The 19581-nt window shown below is 68.1% G+C and carries 19 protein-coding genes; 5 read left to right on the forward strand and 14 right to left on the reverse strand.

Annotation, left to right across the window (positions count from 1 at the left end; genetic code table 11):
* Positions 1-11 precede the first annotated feature (11 nt).
* The 9 genes from ACIOTO_RS01995 to guaB all read right to left on the reverse strand — a co-directional run bounded on the left by ACIOTO_RS01995 (position 12) and on the right by guaB (position 8582).
* Positions 12-1817: a cell wall metabolism sensor histidine kinase WalK gene (locus ACIOTO_RS01995; protein WP_105711610.1), complete on the reverse strand. Its 1806-nt coding sequence runs from the start codon at positions 1815-1817 to the stop codon at positions 12-14.
* A complete protein-coding gene (locus tag ACIOTO_RS02000; protein ID WP_105711611.1) occupies positions 1814-2161 on the reverse strand; it encodes a response regulator in 348 nt (115 codons plus the stop codon). Before ACIOTO_RS02000 ends, ACIOTO_RS01995 begins: the two co-directional genes overlap by 4 nt.
* On the reverse strand, positions 2158-2301 hold the full coding sequence (locus tag ACIOTO_RS02005) for a hypothetical protein (protein ID WP_167381624.1): 144 nt from the start codon (positions 2299-2301) through the stop codon (positions 2158-2160). Before ACIOTO_RS02005 ends, ACIOTO_RS02000 begins: the two co-directional genes overlap by 4 nt.
* Positions 2298-3785 carry a glycosyltransferase gene (locus tag ACIOTO_RS02010; protein WP_400856188.1) on the reverse strand — a complete coding sequence of 496 codons (1488 nt, stop codon included), beginning with the start codon at positions 3783-3785 and terminating at the stop codon, positions 2298-2300. Before ACIOTO_RS02010 ends, ACIOTO_RS02005 begins: the two co-directional genes overlap by 4 nt.
* Complete coding sequence (locus ACIOTO_RS02015) at positions 3785-4498, reverse strand: PHP domain-containing protein (RefSeq protein ID WP_400856190.1); 714 nt, start codon at positions 4496-4498, stop codon at positions 3785-3787. Before ACIOTO_RS02015 ends, ACIOTO_RS02010 begins: the two co-directional genes overlap by 1 nt.
* Entirely contained in the window at positions 4495-5484 is a 990-nt protein-coding gene (locus ACIOTO_RS02020; RefSeq protein WP_400856192.1) for an ATP-grasp domain-containing protein, read from the reverse strand. Before ACIOTO_RS02020 ends, ACIOTO_RS02015 begins: the two co-directional genes overlap by 4 nt.
* Positions 5484-6527: a response regulator gene (locus tag ACIOTO_RS02025; protein WP_105711615.1), complete on the reverse strand. Its 1044-nt coding sequence runs from the start codon at positions 6525-6527 to the stop codon at positions 5484-5486. Before ACIOTO_RS02025 ends, ACIOTO_RS02020 begins: the two co-directional genes overlap by 1 nt.
* Before the next feature lie 145 nt (positions 6528-6672).
* Entirely contained in the window at positions 6673-6987 is a 315-nt protein-coding gene (locus tag ACIOTO_RS02030; protein WP_400856193.1) for a DUF2277 domain-containing protein, read from the reverse strand.
* Positions 6988-7079: 92 nt separating this feature from the next.
* Entirely contained in the window at positions 7080-8582 is a 1503-nt protein-coding gene (gene guaB / locus ACIOTO_RS02035; protein WP_029262247.1) for an IMP dehydrogenase, read from the reverse strand.
* A gap of 251 nt (positions 8583-8833) precedes the next feature.
* Between guaB and ACIOTO_RS02040 the strand changes: the two genes are divergently transcribed.
* Genes ACIOTO_RS02040 through ACIOTO_RS02055 form a run of 4 tightly spaced genes read left to right on the forward strand, consistent with a single transcriptional unit; the run spans position 8834 to position 12946 of the window.
* Positions 8834-10186 carry a branched-chain amino acid ABC transporter permease gene (locus ACIOTO_RS02040; RefSeq protein ID WP_029262246.1) on the forward strand — a complete coding sequence of 451 codons (1353 nt, stop codon included), beginning with the start codon at positions 8834-8836 and terminating at the stop codon, positions 10184-10186.
* Between the two features lie 3 nt (positions 10187-10189).
* Positions 10190-11167: a branched-chain amino acid ABC transporter permease gene (locus ACIOTO_RS02045; RefSeq protein WP_029262245.1), complete on the forward strand. Its 978-nt coding sequence runs from the start codon at positions 10190-10192 to the stop codon at positions 11165-11167.
* The gene (locus ACIOTO_RS02050) at positions 11157-12152 is read left to right on the forward strand and encodes an ABC transporter ATP-binding protein (protein WP_181156332.1); all 996 of its coding nucleotides are present in this window, start codon (positions 11157-11159) and stop codon (positions 12150-12152) included. Before ACIOTO_RS02045 ends, ACIOTO_RS02050 begins: the two co-directional genes overlap by 11 nt.
* Positions 12149-12946, forward strand: a complete 798-nt coding sequence (locus tag ACIOTO_RS02055) for an ABC transporter ATP-binding protein (protein WP_400856194.1) — start codon at positions 12149-12151, stop codon at positions 12944-12946. Before ACIOTO_RS02050 ends, ACIOTO_RS02055 begins: the two co-directional genes overlap by 4 nt.
* 139 nt (positions 12947-13085) lie before the next feature.
* Here the strand turns inward: ACIOTO_RS02055 and ACIOTO_RS02060 are convergent, their stop codons facing one another.
* The 3 genes from ACIOTO_RS02060 to groES form a co-directional block, all read right to left on the reverse strand.
* Positions 13086-14339, reverse strand: coding sequence for an ABC transporter substrate-binding protein (locus ACIOTO_RS02060; RefSeq protein WP_091034977.1), 1254 nt, complete (start codon positions 14337-14339; stop codon positions 13086-13088).
* A 144-nt stretch (positions 14340-14483) separates the two neighbouring features.
* Entirely contained in the window at positions 14484-15416 is a 933-nt protein-coding gene (gene rarD / locus ACIOTO_RS02065) for an EamA family transporter RarD (protein WP_400856195.1), read from the reverse strand.
* Between the two features lie 183 nt (positions 15417-15599).
* Positions 15600-15896, reverse strand: a complete 297-nt coding sequence (gene groES, locus ACIOTO_RS02070; RefSeq protein WP_028502311.1) for a co-chaperone GroES — start codon at positions 15894-15896, stop codon at positions 15600-15602.
* 163 nt (positions 15897-16059) lie between these two features.
* On the opposite strand from groES, the gene ACIOTO_RS02075 reads away from it, so the two are divergent.
* Entirely contained in the window at positions 16060-17265 is a 1206-nt protein-coding gene (locus tag ACIOTO_RS02075; protein ID WP_400858068.1) for an SAM-dependent methyltransferase, read from the forward strand.
* Positions 17266-17287: 22 nt separating this feature from the next.
* On the opposite strand, the gene ACIOTO_RS02080 is transcribed toward ACIOTO_RS02075, so the two are convergent.
* The gene (locus tag ACIOTO_RS02080) at positions 17288-18472 is read right to left on the reverse strand and encodes a hypothetical protein (RefSeq protein ID WP_400856197.1); all 1185 of its coding nucleotides are present in this window, start codon (positions 18470-18472) and stop codon (positions 17288-17290) included.
* Positions 18456-19580 carry a hypothetical protein gene (locus tag ACIOTO_RS02085; protein ID WP_400856198.1) on the reverse strand — a complete coding sequence of 375 codons (1125 nt, stop codon included), beginning with the start codon at positions 19578-19580 and terminating at the stop codon, positions 18456-18458. Before ACIOTO_RS02085 ends, ACIOTO_RS02080 begins: the two co-directional genes overlap by 17 nt.
* Between the last annotated feature and the right edge of the window lies 1 nt (position 19581).

A 19581-nucleotide genomic window follows, 5' to 3' on the forward strand; every position in this document is an offset into this window, starting at 1 on the left:
GCAGTGGGATGTCAGTCGGCGCGGCTCAGGCTCGTCAGCACCTCGGTGCGGGGTGCCGACGGGAGGACGAAGCGAAACTCGGTGCCCACGCCCTCCTGACTCGTCACGTCCATGCTCCCGCCGTGCGCCAGGACGATCGCCCGGGTGATCGTGAGCCCGAGCCCGACACCCGGCACGGCATTGCGCGTCGCGGTCGACGCACGGAAGAATCGGGTGAACAGCATCCCCTGTTCGTCTTCCGGGATCCCGACGCCCGTGTCCTGCACGGCCAGCTCCACTCCCCCGTCGACCGGACGGACGCGGGCGTTGACGCGCCCGCCACGCGGGGTGAACTTGATCGCGTTGGACAGCAGATTGTCGAGAGCCTGACCGATCCGCCCGGAGTCGATCAGGAGAGGAATGGCGTCAGCACCGACCTCCGCCGCGATCTCTATGCCCTCGCGCTGCGCGTGCGGACCCGCCGAGACAACCGCCGATCGGACGAGCTCGGCGATATCGACCTCTTCGCGCTCGAGCGGGAACCTCCCGGACTCGACCTGCGCGGTGAAGAGCAGATCACCGACGAGGTTGAGCAGACGCTTCGCATTGCGCTCGATGATGCCGACGAACTCCTGCTGGTCGACGGTGAGCGGCTGACCGGGATCGTTCTGCAGCAGATCGAGGAAGCCGATGATCGCGCTCAGCGGCGTGCGGAGCTCGTGGGAGATCATCCCGACGAACTCGTCCTTCATGCGCGCGACCTCGACCGCCCTGGTCTCGTCGGTGAGCACGAACAGGTATCCCTGCTGCGCGCCGGCGCCGTCCTTGTGCGGGGTGACGGTGACCCGGGCGGGAACCGTCGTACCGCCCGCCGTCGTCACCTCGACGTCCCCGTCGACCGGGAGCCCGGCATCAGCCTGCGAGAACAGCGCCTGGATTCCGGGCGAGAGCTCCGCATAGCCGGGCAGAAGCTCGTGGTCCGAGCCGGGACGGTCGACGTTGTCGGCGGCCAGCATCGACAGGACCGCCGTCGAGAAGAAGCGGTCGATGCGCACGTCGTCGCGGGCCTCCTCCGCCGAGAGTCCCAGCAGGCGTTCCGCTCCGGGATTCCAGGCCGTGATCTTCCCACTGCAGTCCGTCGCGATCACCGCCTGCGCCGTGATCGACGCCCACAGGCTCTCGAACGAGTCCAGCAGCTCGCGGTACTGACGTTCCTTGTCGCGGAGCTGCACGATCATCGCGACGTTCTCCGACAACGCTCTTGTGCGTTCGACGACGAGCTCCTCCGCCTGGTCGACGCGCATGCGCTGCTGCCGGGAGAGCTGGTTGATGACCGCGGCCACCGCAGAGAACACCAGCGGACCGACCACCCCGCGCAGCCACTCGACCGAGGTGTCCGGGGGGTTGGTGAAGTACGGCATCAGGAGCGCGATCGAGGTCAACCCGCCGACGACGAACACCCACCGGATGCCGGGAGCCGCGGCCAACCAGACCACGGGCAGGAGCACGAGCGAGGAGAAGAGCGAGGTGGCGCCGCCTGTGCCGGTGCGGAAGAGACCGAGACCGACGATATCGACGATGGGGATGAGCAGTACGGCCCAGCCGTCATGCATCCCCCGCGTCGTGAGCACGGCGGCGAGCACGGTGGCCGCGAGGACGACGGCGATCCCTGCCACCGCGGGCATGACATGCGTGATCGGAAGATCGGGGACCCACCAGGTCAGGATCGCCGCGATGATCGTGGCGATGACCGTCGGCGCCTGCTTGAGCAGCGGGCTCGGGTTGTCGAAGACCTGATACCAGCGGTTCTCCGCGCGGCCGAGCGGCGTCGCCCTCATCGTGGCACCCTTTCGACGATGGCGTGCAGGTCGGCGCCCGTGATCGGTTTCGGCAGCGCGGCATCCGCCGGCGGGTAGTCGGCGGCATCGAGCACCGAGCTGATCACGAGGAAGCAGTCGGGGAATCGCTCCTGCACCAGGCGCGCGCAGGCCTGCCCGGAGATTCCCGGGAGCAGCAGATCGAGCACGGCGACCACCGGATCGATGTCCGGGAAGGCCGCGATCGCCGACTCGGCGTCGTGCGCGATGAAGACGTCGAAGCCCTCACGATCGAGATAGCGCCGCAGGAGCGCAGCCTGGTCGGGAGCGTCCTCGACGACGAGGGCCAACGGCCTCCCGGTCATCGAAGGAACAGCTCTCGCACGACGACGACCACGACGACGACGACGAGCGCGAGAACAGCCTGCGGGATCAGTCGTCGCTCGCGCCGGGCATCCGCGACGATCTCCTCCCGCTCGGCTTCGGGTGACGGTGCAGCGTTCATGAGTCGACGCGTCCGATCTTCTCGGTCTTGATCCAGGAGGCGTCGGCACGACGCCACTCTTTGATGTAGGAGTCCACGGTGATCGCGCACAGCAGGGAACCGTAGCCGCAGATGTAGAGCAGGAGCCCGGCGAAGAAACGCCCGCCCGGAAGCTTCTCGACCGCGCGCGCGAGCCAGATCCCGAGCATCGAGATCGGCCCCCAGAGGTAGAAGATCACGGCCCAGAGGATGCGCGTCTCGTCGGTGAGATCCAGCCCGACGGCTTCGAGGCCGGATTCGAATGCCCAGGGGAACAGCGCGATGGCCATCAAGATGAGCGCACCCAGCCCCGGGAACATGATCGCCTCGCGCCAGGAGTGCCGGCCCGTACGGGGATCGAGCTGCACCGCGTACAGCATCGAATACAGGTAGACGCAGGCCGCCGAGATCCACATGAAGCGGAAGACGAACTCCGCGATGTCGCTGTGCAGCACGAGCAGAGCGAGCATTCCCGCCGCGGCGAGCAGCATGAACGCGGGCAGCAGGAGGATGGTGAACCAGGCCAGTCCGAACGAGAAGCTGCCCAGGTTGTGCTCGCGGCTCGGACGGAACCACAGCTTGCGGTAGATCGAGGTCAGCTGCACGTTGCCGCGGGCCCAGCGCAGTCGCTGCTTCCAGAGGCTGTCGATCGTCCGCGGCTCTTCGGCGAGCACGACGGCGTGCGGCTCGAACACCATCCGGCGACCCTTGAGCTGACCCTCGAACGTGGTCATCGTGTCTTCGGCGAGAGTCCCCGTCGGGATCCGCCCGCCGATCGCCTCGAGGTTGGCCCGCGAATGCAGCTGGGCGCCGCCGGCGAGACAGGCGATCGCGCCGCCGACGTTCTGCACCCGACGGGCGGAGAGCTGGCCGATCACGTACTCGATCGCGATGAACCGCGTGAGGTAGTTGCGGTCGCGGCTGCCCTCGGCGATGTAGGCGGTCACCGCCCCGACCTTGTCGTCGGCGAGATGCCGGCTGAGTTTGCGCAGGGAGTCGCGCGCGAAGATCACGTCGGCGTCCATGATGAGCACGGCTTCGGTCCAGACGTCGGCGAGCACCACATCCAGGCCGTGGTTGAGCGTGTGCGCCTTGCCCTCGCCACCCTTCTCGCGCCGCAGGTGCACGACCCGTCCGGGGTGGGCATCGGCCTTGGCCCCGACGATAGCGGGGGTGTCGTCGGTGGACGCGTCGTCGACGACGAACACGCGCAGGCGATCGGCGGGGTACTCCAGCTGGAGCAGCCGCTCGATCGCCGGGCCGATGACAGCCCCCTCGTTCCACGCCGGGATGATGACGGCGACGTTCGGATGGTACGGCGCGGCCTTGCCGTAGTGGTTGCGGAACGCATGCACCGGCAGCATGAGGAACTGCAGTCCCGTGTTGATCACCGGCAGCGTGCCGACCAGAACGCACAGCAGGAGGATGACCACGAACACGGTCTGCAGCCAGGTCAGATCGGCCATCAGGCGGCCTCCACCTCGTCGAGCAGCGGGATGACACGGGAGTAGCGGCCGACCTCGGCGGCGTCGTGGCTGTCGGTGGAGGCGACGATCACTCCCCCGGCGCGGCGGAGGGCCGACAGCGCTTCGACGCCGGGGCACCCCCACTTCTCATTGACCTCGACCAGGGTGTCGGTCTGCGCCGCGGCGAGCGCCCACGCCTGCGTGCGCTCCGGGCCGAGATCGAGCTCGGACAGACCGATCTTGGGGAGGATCGAGAAGCAGTGCGCAAGCTGATTCCCGGGGTACCGACGCATGGTCGCGATGAGCGCGTCGACGAACTGATCCAGCACGTCGTCCGGGGCCCACCCCGCGGCGATCCGATCGCGCACGGTCGAGGGGCCGAGGGGGCCGTCCGTCCCGGGGAACTGGTGGTCGGCGATCAGGATCCGGTCGATGCCCTCCGGCAGCACCGGGATGTCGAGCGACCCGGCAGCATCCAGGATCTTGGCCTCGACGCCCGAGAGCACGGTGAGTCCATCGGGCACCCGCAGCGCGCGCACGGCGGCCAGGTACTCGGGCACCCACGTGGTGCTCTGACGCACGTGGTCGACGAGACGCAGCGTGGTCAACCCGGCCGCGACCGCGGCATCGACATTCTGGGCGAGCGTCGAGACGGCATCGTCCGAGAAGGTCGAGTGCACGTGATGGTCGCCGCGCAGCACGGCGTGGGTCACAGCTCCTCCTGATGACCCGCGTGCTCGGAGACCAGCAGGTCGTCGACCTCGACGATCACATCTTCCAGGAAGCGCACCGACGCGACCTCGCGGAACGGCACACGCGCCGGCAGCTCGCGTCCGAGGAACAGGTCGGCCACGAGTGACGGGATGTCGACACCGGCCGCGATCGTCAGCGGCAGCGCGCCGGGGAAGCGCGGATTGACCTCGAGCAGCACGGCCCGGCCGGCGCGGTCCCGGCGCAGCTGCACGTTCGCGACGCCGACGAGTCCGATGGCGCGGGCGATCGATGCCGCCGCCTCTTCGAGCTCCGGGTCCTGCACGGTGCGTCCGGCGATGGCGACCCCGGAATCGACCCGGGCACGGGTGCGGGGCACCGCGGCGACCACGTGACCCGTCGCATCCGCGATGACGTCGACCGAGTACTCCTCCCCCGGAAGGAAGTCCTGCACGATCAGACCCTCGTCCGTGGGCAGCGCCTCGAGGGCCGCGCGATCGGGCACGAGACGCACGCCGCGACTGCCGGCACCCTGGCGCGGCTTGGCGAAGACCGGGAACTCCCAGTCGACGGCCTGCGCGTCGGGTCCGGCGAGGACCGTGCGGGGAGTGAGACCGGTCGGCGCGCACCGTTCGGCGAGCGCAAGCTTGTCCAACGCCGTGTTCAGCGTGTCGGCCGACGGCGCGGCGAGCACGGCGGGGGCCATTTCGTCCCGCCGCTCGGCCAGGGCGATGAGCTCGACGTCGACCGTCGAAATCACGAGATCGAGCTGATCAGCCTCGACCATGCGCGCGATCGCCGGCACGAAGTCGTCGTCCCTTCCCGGTGGGACCAGGCGACGCTGGGCCGGGGGCACCAGATAGATTCCGCTCGCCCAGCCGTCCATGTCGGCGGCGAACACGGTCAGATCGGATCGGCAGAGGAGGGATCGGATCACGGCGACTCCGGCCGGTCCGCCTGCTCCGGTCACCAGCACACGCTTCGTCATCAGCTCTCCCGTCGGCTGAGTTCATGGGCGCCGATGAACTCAGCCGTCTCGCGCACCACTTCCAGGGGTTCCACGGCTGTTCCGCCGCCGAACCGCGACCAGTACCGCGCCGTCGCGGTGACGAACTCGGGTGCCAGGTAGTCGCGATTCGCCGTCTGCGAGCTGAAACGCTCCAGCAGCCGGAGCTTGTCGTCGAGGTACTGATCGATCCGCACGAACCGGGTGGGACGGAAATCGATCGTCGACGACGGGCTCTGATAGCAGGCGACCGTGCCCACGCGGCGGGTCGCCACGATCGTGGCCTCGCTCACTGCACGGTGATCCTGGTGCCGGTCGTTGCTCGAGTGCGTGTAGACGATCGTCGGCTGGATCTCCTGCACGACCTCCTCGATGAGGCGCACGGTCGAGCCGCCGCCGGAGATCTCCGTGTCCACGAGATCCTTCAGGAACAGCCGGGCGCCGAGCATCTCCGCCGCCGCCAGCGACTCGTCCTGTCGGCTCGCGGCATCGCCGCCGCGGGCTCCGCGGGACAGGGTGAGGATCGTGATCTCGTCCTGCGCCCGGGAATGAGCGGCGAGAAGTCCACCGACCCCGATCTCGACGTCGTCGGGATGGGCGCCGATCGCGAGCACGCGCTCCGTCGGGCGCGCCTCTTCCCGGCGACGGCGTCCTTCCTCGACCAGTCGCATGACCGACTCGACGAGCTTGGCGTTGTCGAGGGGTTTGGTGAGGAACTCATCGGCCTGTGCGCGCAGAGCCGAGACGGCGTACTCGACCGACACGTGGGCGGTCATCACCACGACGGGAACGGTGGGGACCGTGCGCCGGAGTTCGGCGAGCAGTTCGAGTCCGTTGAGTCCGGGCATCTCGATGTCGGTCACGACGACGTCCGGGCGCACCTGCGCCACGCGTTCGACAGCGGCCCGCCCGTCTTCGGCGACGTCGACGATGCAGCCGGCCCGCCTCTCGAGCACGGTCTTCACGAGCAGGGCGACGTCGGCGTCGTCGTCGACGACGAGGACTCTGGGAGCATCCTCAGGCATGTGTACAGCTCTCCTTGGGGAGGTTCCCTGACCGATGGGGATCGGCGAGTGCGATCTCGGCGCCTTCAACACCGGGACCGCAGGGAAAGTCGAGCGGGGTATGTCGATTCTGGCATAGCCCGTTCGCCACCCGGGCCCGCGCGGATCACGACCTCGCGGCAGCGGCCTTCTTCTCCTGCTGGAAGACGCGGATGGCCTCGTAGCGGTCGGCCGAGCGGGCGCGGCGCTTGGCCGCCTCGTCGTCGCGATTCTTCGGCGGGGCGGTCGTGACCAGTTCATCCAACAGGGCACGGGTCGCCTGCGCGATCTCGCCGACCGCGCGGTCGAACACGGCCCGATTGGCACGCGACGGCGCGTTCGCTCCGGAGATCTTCCGGACGAACTGGAGGGCCGCCTCGTGGCACTCGTCGTCGGTCGCGGCGGGCTCGAGGTTGTTCAGCGGAACGATGTTTCGGCACATACCGGCACGGTACGCCGGGCCGTCGACAGACGGAAGGGGCCGGATGCGCACGGCATCCGGCCCCTCTGCGAAGATCCCGTCGGGATCCGACGTCACTTCTTGTAGTTCGGTGCTTCCACGACGATCTGCACGTCGTGCGGGTGCGACTCCTTGAGCCCCGCCGAGGTGATGCGCACGAACTTGCCGCGCGTCTTGAGCTCTTCGATCGTGCGCGCTCCGACGTAGAACATCGACTGACGGAGACCGCCGACCAGCTGATAGGCGACGGCGGCGAGCGGGCCGCGATACGGCACCTGCCCCTCGATGCCCTCAGGGATCAGCTTGTCGTCGCTGGGGACGTCGGCCTGGAAGTAGCGGTCCTTGGAATACGAGGTCTGCTTGCCGCGGGTCTGCATCGCGCCGAGCGAACCCATTCCGCGGTACTGCTTGAACTGCTTACCGGACTGGAAGACGATCTCGCCCGGGGACTCGTCGGTTCCGGCCAGGAGCGAGCCGAGCATGACGGCGTCGGCACCGGCGACGAGAGCCTTGGCGATGTCACCGGAGTACTGCAGTCCCCCGTCGGCGATCACGGGCACGCCCGCCGGTCGGGCCGCCAGCGAAGCCTCGTAGACGGCCGTGACCTGGGGCACACCCACACCTGCGACGACGCGCGTGGTGCAGATCGACCCGGGACCCACGCCGACCTTGACCGCGTCGACGCCCGCATCGACCAGAGCCTGGGCGCCCTCGCGGGTCGCGACGTTGCCGCCGACGATGTCGATGTGCTCGAACGACGCGTCGGCCTTCAGGCGGCGGACGAGGTCGATGACGCCCTGGGACTGCCCGTTGGCGGTGTCGACGACGAGCACGTCGACACCGGCGTCGCGCAGCGCCTCGGCACGCTCCCACGCGTCTCCGAAGAAGCCGATCGCGGCACCGACGCGCAGGCGGCCCTGGTCGTCCTTGGTGGCGAGGGGGTACTTCTCGCTCTTGTCGAAGTCCTTGATGGTGATGAGGCCTGCGAGCTTGCCGTTGTCATCGATGAGCGGCAGCTTCTCGACGCGGTGCTTCGCGAACAGCGCGATGACCTCTCCGGCGGCCACCCCGACCGGCGCGGTGACGAGGTTCTCGCTCGTCATGACGTCTTTCACGAAAGTGCTCTGACGCTCGAAGCCCGACACGAAGCGCATGTCGCGGTTGGTGATGATGCCGACCAGCTTGCCGTCGTCGTCGACCACGGGCAGCCCCGAGATGCGGTACTTGGCGCACAGGTTGTCGACCTCTTCGACGGTCGCGTCCTGGGTCGTGGTGATCGGGTCGGTGATCATGCCCGACTCGCTGCGCTTGACGCGGTCGACGTGCGCGGCCTGGTCGGCGATGGAGAGGTTGCGGTGCAGGATGCCGATGCCGCCCTCGCGCGCCATGGCGATCGCCATTCGGGATTCGGTGACCGTATCCATCGCGCTCGACAGCAGCGGGGTGGCGACCGAGATGCGGCGGGTGATCCGCGACGAGGTGTCGGCCTCGCTGGGGATGACGTCGGTGTGCCCCGGCAGGAGCAGCACGTCGTCGTACGTCAGTCCGACGAAGCCGAAGGGATCGTGCTGTTCCATGGATTCTCCTTCTGCGCGAGTCGCGCATGTCCGAGTGCGAGGGGGGTGGTCGACGTCGGCCTTTGCGGGGCCACGGCCCGTATGAAGATTCTAAGCGCGACGCGCCCGAGAACATTCCCGGAGCCCGCCGTTATCGGACCGTTGACCGCGACCGTAGGTGATTCGGGGATCGCACACTACGCTCAAATGCGTCGTCCATCCCTGCGGTTCATACCCGATGCCGCAGTGACAGCACTCACAGTGGAGGTTGCGTGGGACCCACAACAATCGCCGTGCAGCGAAGGCGCCCCTGGGCCGTCATCTGCCTCGGTATCCTCATGGCGCTCATGGCGTTCCTGTTCCTGCCCCCCTCATCGGCCTCGGCCGAGACGACGGATGACGGGCAGGAGGTCACGGACTTCTACTTCGCCGGTGTCGTCACCAATGCAGATGAGCCGGTCGAAGGCGTCGTCATGTCCATCGAGGGCAACGGCTTCGAAGCCGAGACCGAGACCGACGCCGAAGGCAAGTGGCGCCTCTACGTGCCGGAGATGGAGACGTACACCCTCACGGTGGACGAGTCCACGCTGCCGAAGGGGGTCATCGTCGATGCGACGCAACTCCCCGAGGGCATCCAGCCCGTATCGGGGACCACCGCGTCGTTCGAGCTCGAATTCGGCCTCACCGGCACCAAGATCGTCAACTTCTTCCTCGGAGCGGGCGAGCGGGTCACCGTGTCGTTCCTCGATCAACTCCTGTCGCGCATCGTCGGCGGCCTGAACTTCGGGCTCCTCCTCGGACTCGCCTCCATGGGCGCCGCGCTCATCTACGGGACCACCCGCCTGTCGAACTTCGCCCACGGCGAGATGGTCACCTGGGGCGCGGTCGTCGCGCTGCTGTGCACGACGTTCTGGCACCTGCCCCTCTGGCTCGGCATCATCGCCGCCGTCATCGGCGGAGCCGCGCTCGGGTGGGCGCTGGATGCCGGGATCTGGAAACCCCTGCGGCGAAGAGGCCTCGGGGTGGTCCAGCTCATGATCGTGAGCATCGGGCTCTCCCTCGCCCTCCGGTACGGCATGCAGTACTTCATCGGCGGCAACACGTACCAGCTTCCGGGAGCGAGCCCCGAGCCCATCCGCCTCGGACCCATCTCGCTGTCGTACATCGACATGATCGCGATGGGGACGAGCATCGTCGTGATCCTCGGTGTCGCGTTCTTCCTCACCAGGACCCGCACCGGAAAGGCGACCAGGGCCATCTCGGACAACCCGCAGCTGGCCGCGGCATCCGGCATCGACGTCGACAAGGTCATCCGCACGGTGTGGATCCTCGCGGGTGCTCTCGCCGCGATCTCCGGCATCCTGTGGGCGTACTTCCGCCCCGGTGTGAAGTGGGACATGGGTATGCAGATGCTGCTGCTGATGTTCTGCGCGATCACCCTCGGCGGCCTCGGCTCCGCGATCGGCGCCCTGATCGGCTCGATCATCGTCGGCCTCGCCGTCGAGGTGTCGACCCTGCTGGGTGTGCCGTCCGACCTCAAGTACGCCACGGCACTCGTCGCGCTGATCATCATTCTGCTGGTGCGGCCGCAAGGCATCCTCGGACGCAAGGAAAGGTTGGGCTGACGCATGGACTTCGGAAGCATCTTCGGCAACACCGCCTCCTATCTCTTCAGCCCGACGACGATCGCCTACGCCCTGGCGGCGACCGGCCTCGCCGTGCACTTCGGCTACACCGGCCTGCTCAACTTCGGCATGGCCGCGTTCATGGCCATCGGCGGCTACGGCTACGCGATCTCGATCCTGACCTTCGGGTTCCCGTGGTGGGCCGGCGTCCTCGTCGGCATGCTGGGCGGCGCGGCATTCGCTCTGATCCTGGGTATCCCGACCCTGCGTCTTCGTGCTGACTACCTCGCCATCGCGACCATCGCCGCCGCCGAGGTGGTGCGGCTCATGTTCGTCACCGAGCTCTTCAAGGACTGGACCAACTCCGCCGGCGGACTCTCCGGGTACCACCAGAGCTTCCGCGACTCGAATCCCTTCCCGCCGGGCACCTACGGCTTCGGCCCGTGGACCTACAACGCGACCGATCTGTGGGTGCGGGTCGTCGGACTGATCGCCCTCGTGATCGCCGTGCTCGTGGTCTGGGCGCTCATGCGCAGCCCATGGGGTCGGGTGCTCAAGGGCATCCGTGAGGACGAGGATGCGGTGCGCTCGCTCGGCAAGAACGTCTTCGCCTACAAGATGCAGGCGCTCGTGGTCGGTGGTGTGATCGGCGCCGTCGGCGGCATCGTCTTCATCCTGCCGTCCGCGGTGATCCCCGGCAGCTACTCCACGTCGCTGACGTTCTTCCTGTGGACGATCCTCCTGCTCGGCGGCGCGGCCACCGTGCTCGGCCCGACGCTCGGCGCGGTGCTGTTCTGGGTGGTGTTCGCCTTCCTCGGTGCGCTCCTCCCCGCCATGGCGAACGCCGGCTACCTGCCCATGTCCGGCGCACAGGCCGACGTCGTGCGGTACATCGTGATCGGCGTCGTGCTGATGCTGATCGTCATTTTCCGCCCGCAGGGCATCCTCGGAAACAAGAGGGAGATGACCTTTGTCAAGTAATGACGACGCGGTGGTCACGCCCGCGAAGAGCACGCCCCGCGCCAAGACCGGAGGCCTGGCCGCCGGTCCCGCCGCGCCCGGCGTCAAGAAGGTAGACCCGATCCTCATCGTCGATGCGGTCGAGCGCCGCTTCGGCGGTCTCACCGCGGTCGATGTCGACCACCTGGAGATCCCGCGCGGAGCCATCACGGCGCTGATCGGCCCGAACGGCGCCGGCAAGACGACCCTGTTCAACCTGCTGTGCGGCTTCGACAAGCCGAACGCCGGCACCTGGTCGTTCGACGGGAAGAACCTCTCCGGTATCCCCTCGTTCAAGGTGGCGCGGATGGGACAGGTGCGCACCTTCCAGCTCACGAAGTCGCTGTCGCTGCTGACCGTGCTCGAGAACATGAAGCTCGGCGCGAAGGACCAGCGCGGCGAGGGCTTCTGGGCGGGGCTGTTCCCCTTCCTCTGGCGCAAGCAGGATCAGGAGATCGAGGCACGGGCGCACGAGCTGCTGACCCGCTTCAAGCTCGACGCCAAGGAGCAGGACTTCGCCGCATCGCTCTCGGGCGGTCAGCGCAAGCTCCTCGAGATGGCCCGCGCGCTCATGAGCGACCCGACCCTGGTGATGCTCGACGAGCCCATGGCCGGTGTGAACCCCGCGCTCACGCAGTCGCTGCTGGAGCACATCCTCGACCTCAAGGATCTGGGGATGACGGTGCTGTTCGTCGAGCACGACATGCACATGGTCCGCCACATCGCCGACTGGGTGGTCGTGATGGCGGAGGGCCGTGTCGTCGCCGAGGGGCCGCCCGACCAGGTCATGGAGGATCCGGCCGTCGTGGACGCCTACCTGGGCGCACACCAGGACGTCGACCTCGGGGCCGTCACCGGCCGCCTTCCGGTGATCTCGGAAGAAGACGCGATCCGCATCCGGGAGCAGATCGAGACCGAGGTCGAGGCCGAAGTCGAGGCCGAAGACGTCGAGGAGGAGAAGGCATGACCGACGCATCCGCCCCCACGCCCGCGCCCGCTCCCGCTCCCGCGGAGCGCAACGAGATCAAGAACGACGACGTGATCGTCGAGCTGACCGATGTGCACGCCGGATACCTGCCCGGGGTGAACATCCTCAACGGCGCGAACCTCGTGGCTCACAAGGGTGAGCTGATCGGCATCATCGGCCCGAACGGCGCCGGCAAGTCGACGCTGCTCAAGGCGATCTTCGGCATGGTCGAGATCCGCTCGGGCGATGTCACGGTGAAGGGCGAGAGCATCGTCGGGCTCAAGGCCGACAAGCTCGTGCGCCGCGGCGTGGCCTTCGTGCCGCAGACGAACAACGTGTTCCCGTCGCTCACGATCCAGGAGAACCTGGAGATGGGGCTCTACCAGAACCCCAAGATCTTCGCCGAGCGCCTGGAGTTCGTCAGCAGCATCTTCGGCGAGTTGGGCAAGCGCCTGAAGCAGCGCGCAGGGTCGCTCTCGGGCGGTGAGCGGCAGATGGTCGCCATGTCGCGGGCGCTGATGATGGATCCGTCGGTGCTGCTCCTCGACGAGCCCTCCGCCGGCCTCTCCCCCGTGCGTCAGGACGATGCGTTCATCCGCGTCTCCGACATCAACAAGGCGGGCGTGACGACGATCATGGTCGAGCAGAACGCGCGCCGCTGCCTGCAGATCTGCGACCGCGGCTATGTGCTCGATCAGGGCAAGGACGCCTACGAGGGCACCGGGCGCGAGCTGCTGAACGACCCCAAGGTCATCGGCCTCTACCTCGGCACGCTCGGCACCGACGCCGCCTGAGCGCGTTCACGCAAGAGGGGGATGCCACGCGGCATCCCCCTTCGTCGTGCCCGGCGGCCATCCGTCGGGAGTTCGGGCATCCGTCGGCGGGGACGACGAAGGCCCCGGATGCCGAGCATCCGGGGCCTCGTCTGTGCGCTTACTTGAGGCGCGTGGTGGTGTTGTCGGCGCCGAACTCGTAGACGCCGATCGCGGCGCCCTTCGGGTCGTTGTTCTCGTCGAACGTGATCTCGCCGGAGAGACCGTCGTAGTCCGCCGTGCCGCCGCCGTTGATGATGTCGGCGCACTCGGCGTACGTGGTGCACTTCTCACCCTTGTCGCCGCCGCCGGACACGGTGCCCATCTGCTCAGCCATGTCGGCGCCCTCGACGGAGCCGGCAGCCAGAGCCGACAGCGCCATGAGGATGACGGCGTCGTAGGCCTCAGCCGAGTAGGTCACGGCGTCGATCGGGTCGTTGCCGTCGGCCGTCCAGACCTCGTTGAGCTGGTCGAGGAAGTCCTGCGGCAGCTCAGCGCCGGCGCGGGTTCCCTTCGAGCCCTCGAGGTTGACCGAGACGTCGGTGCCCCAGTCCTTCAGGTTGCCGTCGACGAGGTACAGCGAGCCCGTGTCGACGCCCGCGTTGCCGAGCAGCGGCGCGATGGTCGCGAACTGGTCGTACGAGACGACCGCGACGGCGTCGGGCTTGGCGGCCGCGATCTCAGACACCTGAGCGTTGAACTGACCGTCGCCCTGGTTGAAGGATGCATCGGCGACGACCTCGCCGCCGGTGCCCTCGAACGTCGACTTGATGGCCTCGAACAGACCGGTGCCGTAGGGGTCGTTCTGGTAGATGATGCCGAGGGTCTTGTGACCGTCTTCGGCGATCTGGTTGCCGAGGACCTCGCCCTGCAGGTTGTCGCTCGGTGCCGTGCGGAAGTACAGCGGGTTGATGCCCGAGAAGTCCGGCGACGTGTTCGACGGCGAGACGGTGAGGATGCCCGCGCCGGCGTTGCCGTCGAGGATGAGCTTGGTGACGCTCGACGACGCGGCGCCGACCATCGCGGTGATGCCCTCGTTCTGGAGGTTGGTGATCGACGTCTCGTACGCCTTGTTGTCGAGGTCGCCCTCGTCGGCGGTGGTGAGGTCGATGGTCACGCCGGCGTCGGCCTCGTTGATCTCGTTGACAGCCAGCTGCACGCCGGCTTCCATCGGAGCGCCGAGGAAGGCGAGCGAGCCGGTCGCGGGAAGCAGCGAGCCGAGCTTGAGCGTCAGATCGACGGCCGGCTTCTCACCGCCTTCGCTGGGCTCGGCGTTCGGCGTGCTGCTGCAGCCGGCGATGACGATGGCGGATGCGCTGATCAAAGCGATCCCTGCGAAGACCTTCGCGGTGCGCGAACCCTTCATTGCGTTCATGGTGCTCCCTTGCGTAACTGAACGTGGATTGTGACCACGGGCGGGTGCTCTAACACTAGGGCGTGATACCCGTCCACAGGGGGTGCAAGTATCTCGGTGCGTTAACGATCCGATACCGGGATTCCGGGCCGGAGAACCGCGGGTTCAGACGAGTTCGGGCTGCGCGATCCGGCGCCCTCGGCGGGCGGCGATCAGCAGGTCGACGACGAAGACGCCGATCGCGATCCAGGCGATGATGAACCCGGCCCAGCGCTCCGGCGGCATCGGCTCGTGCAGGATCGCGACGCCGATGAGGAACTGCATCACCGGGGTGATGAACTGGATCATCCCGATCACCGTGAGGTTGATCCGGCGGGTTCCCGCCGCGAACAGCAGCAGGGGCACGGCCGTAGCCACGCCGGCGAAGGCCAGCAGCACCGCGTGCACCCACCCGTTGCCGCCCATCGTGATGCCCGCGGGAGTCGTCGCGACCACGATCAGCTGCACGACGGCGATCGGGATCAGCCAGAACGATTCGAGGGTCAGCCCGCTGACGGCGTCCACCGCCGGGCCGATCTTCTTCTTGATGAGCCCGTAGACCCCGAACGACGCGGTCAGCGAGAGCGCGATCCACGGGAAGTCGCCATAAGCCACGATGATCACGACGACGGCGATCGCGGCGATGGCGATCGCCGCCCACTGCAGTCTGCGGATGCGCTCTTTCAAGACGAAGACACCCAGCAACACCGTGGTGATCGGGTTGATGAAGTAGCCCAGGCTCGTCTCGACCACGTTGTCGCTGAGCGTTCCGATCAGGAATACCTGCCAGTTGATGTAGATCAGGACACCCGCGAGCGCAGTCCATCCCAGCAGCTTCGGCTGCCGCAGGATCACGCCGAACGGCGCCCAGCCGCGCGTGACCGTGAGCAGCAGGATGCAGAAGACGAACGACAGCAGCACCCGCCACGCGACGACCTCCCAGGGACCGGTCGGCACCAGGAGGAGGAAATAGAGCGGGAGCACGCCCCAGAGGAGATAGGCGGCTCCGGCGTAGGCGACTCCGGCGGTCTGGGTGGCGCGGGTCGTCTCGGGGATCACCGCACAACACTATGCCCGCGTCGACGGTCCGAAGAGCGACGGTGAGCCGTCCTCGCGGAGTTCGGCAGGAATCGGATGCTCGATGGCGGGATGCAGAAGGGGGCCCGGATGCCGAAGCATCCGAGCCCCCTTCGAGGACCTGGGCACCGCCTCTTCCAGAGCGACGGAACCCGGTTCCGCAGATCAGCGGACGACGACCGCCAGGACGTCGCGAGCGGACAGGACGAGGTACTCGTCTGCGCCGAACTTGACCTCGGTGCCGCCGTACTTGCTGTACAGGACACGGTCGCCGACAGCGACGTCGATCGGAACGCGGTTGCCGTTGTCGTCGATGCGGCCGGGGCCGACGGCCACGACCTCGCCCTCCTGGGGCTTCTCCTTGGCGGTGTCGGGGATGACCAGGCCACTCGCGGTGGTCTGCTCGGCCTCGACCTGCTGGATGACGATGCGGTCTTCGAGCGGCTTGATGGAAACCGACACGGTCTACCTCTTCTTTCTTGACACTGACACGAAAGACTTGTTCGCACTCTCAACCCGAGAGTGCTAATCCAGTCTATGCGCTGGGCTGGCACTCATGCAATGCGAGTGCCAACGCACGCCGTGATTCAGTGATGCGAGCGGGAATTAGGCTGAGGACGTGGAGATGTCCGAGCTGCGTGCCCTGCTGACCCCCGCCGGTCTCGAACTGCTCGACACGGTCGGGACGATCGGGTCGACCGCCGACGTCGCCCGCGCCGTGTCACGGCTGCGTGCCGCCGGGCACTCCCCCGAGCTGGTCTCGGCGGTGGTCGGCCAGGCGCACCTGCGGTCCAAGGCGTCGGCGAAGTTCGGCCCCTTCGCCGCGCGGATGCTGTTCACCCGAGCCGGGCTCGAGCAGGCGACGCGGCTCGGTGTGGCCGCACGACACGCCCAGCGGATCCGCAGCGCGGGGTTCACCACCGTTGCCGACCTCGGCTGCGGGATCGGCGGCGACGCCCTCGCGTTCGCCGGAGCCGGACTCGATGTGCTCGCCGTCGATGCCGACGAGGTCACCGCCGCCATCGCGGCGTACAACCTCGCGCCCTTCGGAGAGGGCGCGGTGGTTCGGCACAGCACGGCGGAAGACGCCTTCGAGGGCTCGGATGCTTCGAACGCACGCGCGATCTGGATGGATCCCGCCCGGCGCACCTCCGGACACAGCGAGACCCGCCGCGTCTCTGCAGACGACTACTCCCCCTCGCTGGACTGGGCGTTCGACGTCGCCGCGCGCGTGCCGACGGGCATCAAGCTCGGCCCCGCACACGACCGCGACGCCCTTCCTGCCGACGCCGAGGCGCAGTGGGTGAGCGCCGACGGCAGCGTCGTCGAGCTCGTCGTATGGAGCGGCGCCCTCGCCCGAGAAGGCGTGCGACGTTCGGCGCTCGTGATCCGCGGCGACCGCTCGCACGAGATGACCGCACCGGCCGACGTGGCCGATGAGCCCGTGCGCGAGCTCGGCGCCTTCGTGCACGAGCCGGACGGCGCCGTGATCCGCGCCCGCCTGATCGGCGATGTCGCCCGGAGTCTCGACGCCGGGATGCTCGACGAGCACATCGCCTATCTCACCTCGGATGCCGCGCTGACGAGCCCGTTCGTGCAGTCGTTCCGCGTGCGCGAGACCCTGCCCGCCAACCCCAAGGCGATCAGCGCCGCTCTCCAGGCGCACGGCATCGGTCGCATCGAGATCAAGAAGCGCGGAGTCGACATCGACCCCGCGGCGTTCCGGAAGAAGCTCGTGCTGCGCGGCGATCAGGAGGCCACGCTGATCCTCGCGCGCATCGGCGATCAGCGGCGGGCGATCCTCGCCGATCGGGTTCCTGCCGCCAGCTGACCGTCGCCGAGCCCCGCCGGGGTCAGCCGCCGTCGCTCGGGTCCTCGACCTCGATCTGCTCACCCGGCGACACCTGGATCACGACGGGGTCGTTCTCGACGCCGGGCACCGCGGACTCGACCGAGACGGACAGGTACGGCGTCAGCTGGCCCGTGAACTGCAGGTCGAGCGCGGCGGTCGAGACCCGCGCGCCCGAGGGATCGACGGTCTCGAGTTTCACGGTGAGGCCCTCCGCGAATGCGGTCTCTGAGGGCTTGCACACCACGGGACCGGCGGCATCCACGATCAGGCATCGCTCCGTGGCTCCGGCATCCGAGAGCCGATCCCCCAGCCACACCGGCGCGTTTCGGAAGGTTCCGACCATCGAGAGGCCGAGCTCGAACCCCTCCGTGGTGAGCGATTCCGCTCGGTCGCGCACTTCTTCGGGGAACTGGGCCAGGAGCGAATCGATCCCGCCCCATCGTTGGATCGCGACCAGCGGCTCCCCCGCCGTCGAGAGGAGCATCGTGGCGTGGATCGTGTCGGAACCCGTGTCTCCCGGGAGCGTCAGCGATGTGGACAAGCCACGCTCCGTCTCTTCCGCGGCGAGACAGTTGGTCTGCGACTGCACGCCGACGTCGAGGATCAGGCAGGCGTCCGATCCTTCGTCTTTCGTCGCATACCAGACCAGTGCATCCTCGTCCTGCGCCACCGCGCGGATGGACCCGGGATCGAACGCCTCCGTGGCCAGCTCTCCCCGGCGCTGCAGCTGCTCCTGCGTCAACGGGATGCTCGCGGCCCGCGGTGCGAACAGTCCCCAGCCGACGCCGACCCCGATCGCGAGCAGGACGGCGGACGCAGCGACCGACGTCATCATCGCCCGACGGCGCGTCACACCTCGAGCCGTCGTCGCCGGGGTCTCCCGCGCCTGCGGGTCCGGGGCATCCTGCATGTGCGTCACGGCGGGTACGTCGGCGGCGTCGGACTCCGTGGGCGCGGCGAGCTCTTGCTCGACGATCCCGATCGCTCGCTCTGTCTGCTCCCGGCTCGTCGGCTCGCCATCGCCGCCGGGCTCGCGCCGCTCGGGAGGAACGACGGCAGAGCTCGAACGATGCGAATCCTCGAGCGCGCGCAGACGCTGGGATTCCGCCTCGGTCAGCATTCCACTCCGGCCGTAGGCCTTCCGCTGCAGGACCCGAAGCTCTTCGGCCTCAGTCGCCGACGGCACCCGAGGCATCTCCCTCCCGGGTGATGGTCAGATACCCGGGCCCCCGATTCGACATCAACTCCAGGTGCGTCACGCCACCCGTCTCGGCGTCGACGACGTTGAGCACGAGGCCAGAGGCCTGCTCCTGCATGGTCTGCGGGTCGGCGCAGGCCACTGGAGCTTCATCCGTCGACCCGTCGTAGATGAGGCACTGGTTCTGCGACTCGGTCTGCACGGCGGTCCAGATCGGCACGTCGCCGTCGTAGCCGACCACCCAGAGCGAGCCGGCCTCGAAGCCGTCCTCCGACAACCGGGCTGCGGCCTCCGATTCCGCCTCGTTCGCGTAGGTGATGCCGCTCTCGCTCGTGTCGTAGTCGTACGCGCTCACCGCGACAGCGGGTTCGCCCGACGCGGTGAAGAGCATCTGCGCGCTGACCTCGCGCTGCAGGTCCCCTTTGCCCTTGACCGAGATCGAGCCGTACATGCCGGTCGCGGCGATCATCTCGGTGCGTTCGCAGGTCGGAACCGTCGCCTCGCCCGTGCCCAGGATCAGGCAGGTGCGCTCCTGGTCGCCCTTCGTCGCCGTCCAGATGACCACGTCCTCCTCGACGCCAAGCGCGTGGATCGAACCGGGATCGTACACACCGGTCGCGACGAGATCGTTCTGCCATCCCTGCTGATCGGCGGTCAACTCCACCGCTGCGGCGCCGGATCGACCGAACGCGAGCCAGCCGATCCCCACTCCGATCGCGAGCACCACGACGGCTACGAGGGCGACCGGGCGCCAGCGAGGACGCAGTGCGGAGAGCGCGGAGCGCCAGGACGACGATGCGGACGATGCTCCGTCCTCGACGTCTGCTGAGGGTTCGCCCGCCGGCACTCCGGCAGGGGCAGCATCGATTTCATCGGCGGCATCGTCGGCTCCCGCTGACTTCGCCGCAGACTCCGGATCCTCGACGGGTGGTCCGGCGACGACGCGCTCTGCGGATCCGCTCTCGGCGACCGGTGCGACGCGGCGCTCCTCCAGCTCGCGGAGGCGTTCGGCTTCGGCCGATGTCAGCGAGGAATCGCGACCATACGCCCGCGCCTGCAAGGAACGCAGCTCCTCCGACTCCTCTGGCTCGAGCATC

It is taken from the genome of Microbacterium sp. NPDC087592 (assembly GCF_044743585.1).
GTDB lineage: Bacteria > Actinomycetota > Actinomycetes > Actinomycetales > Microbacteriaceae > Microbacterium.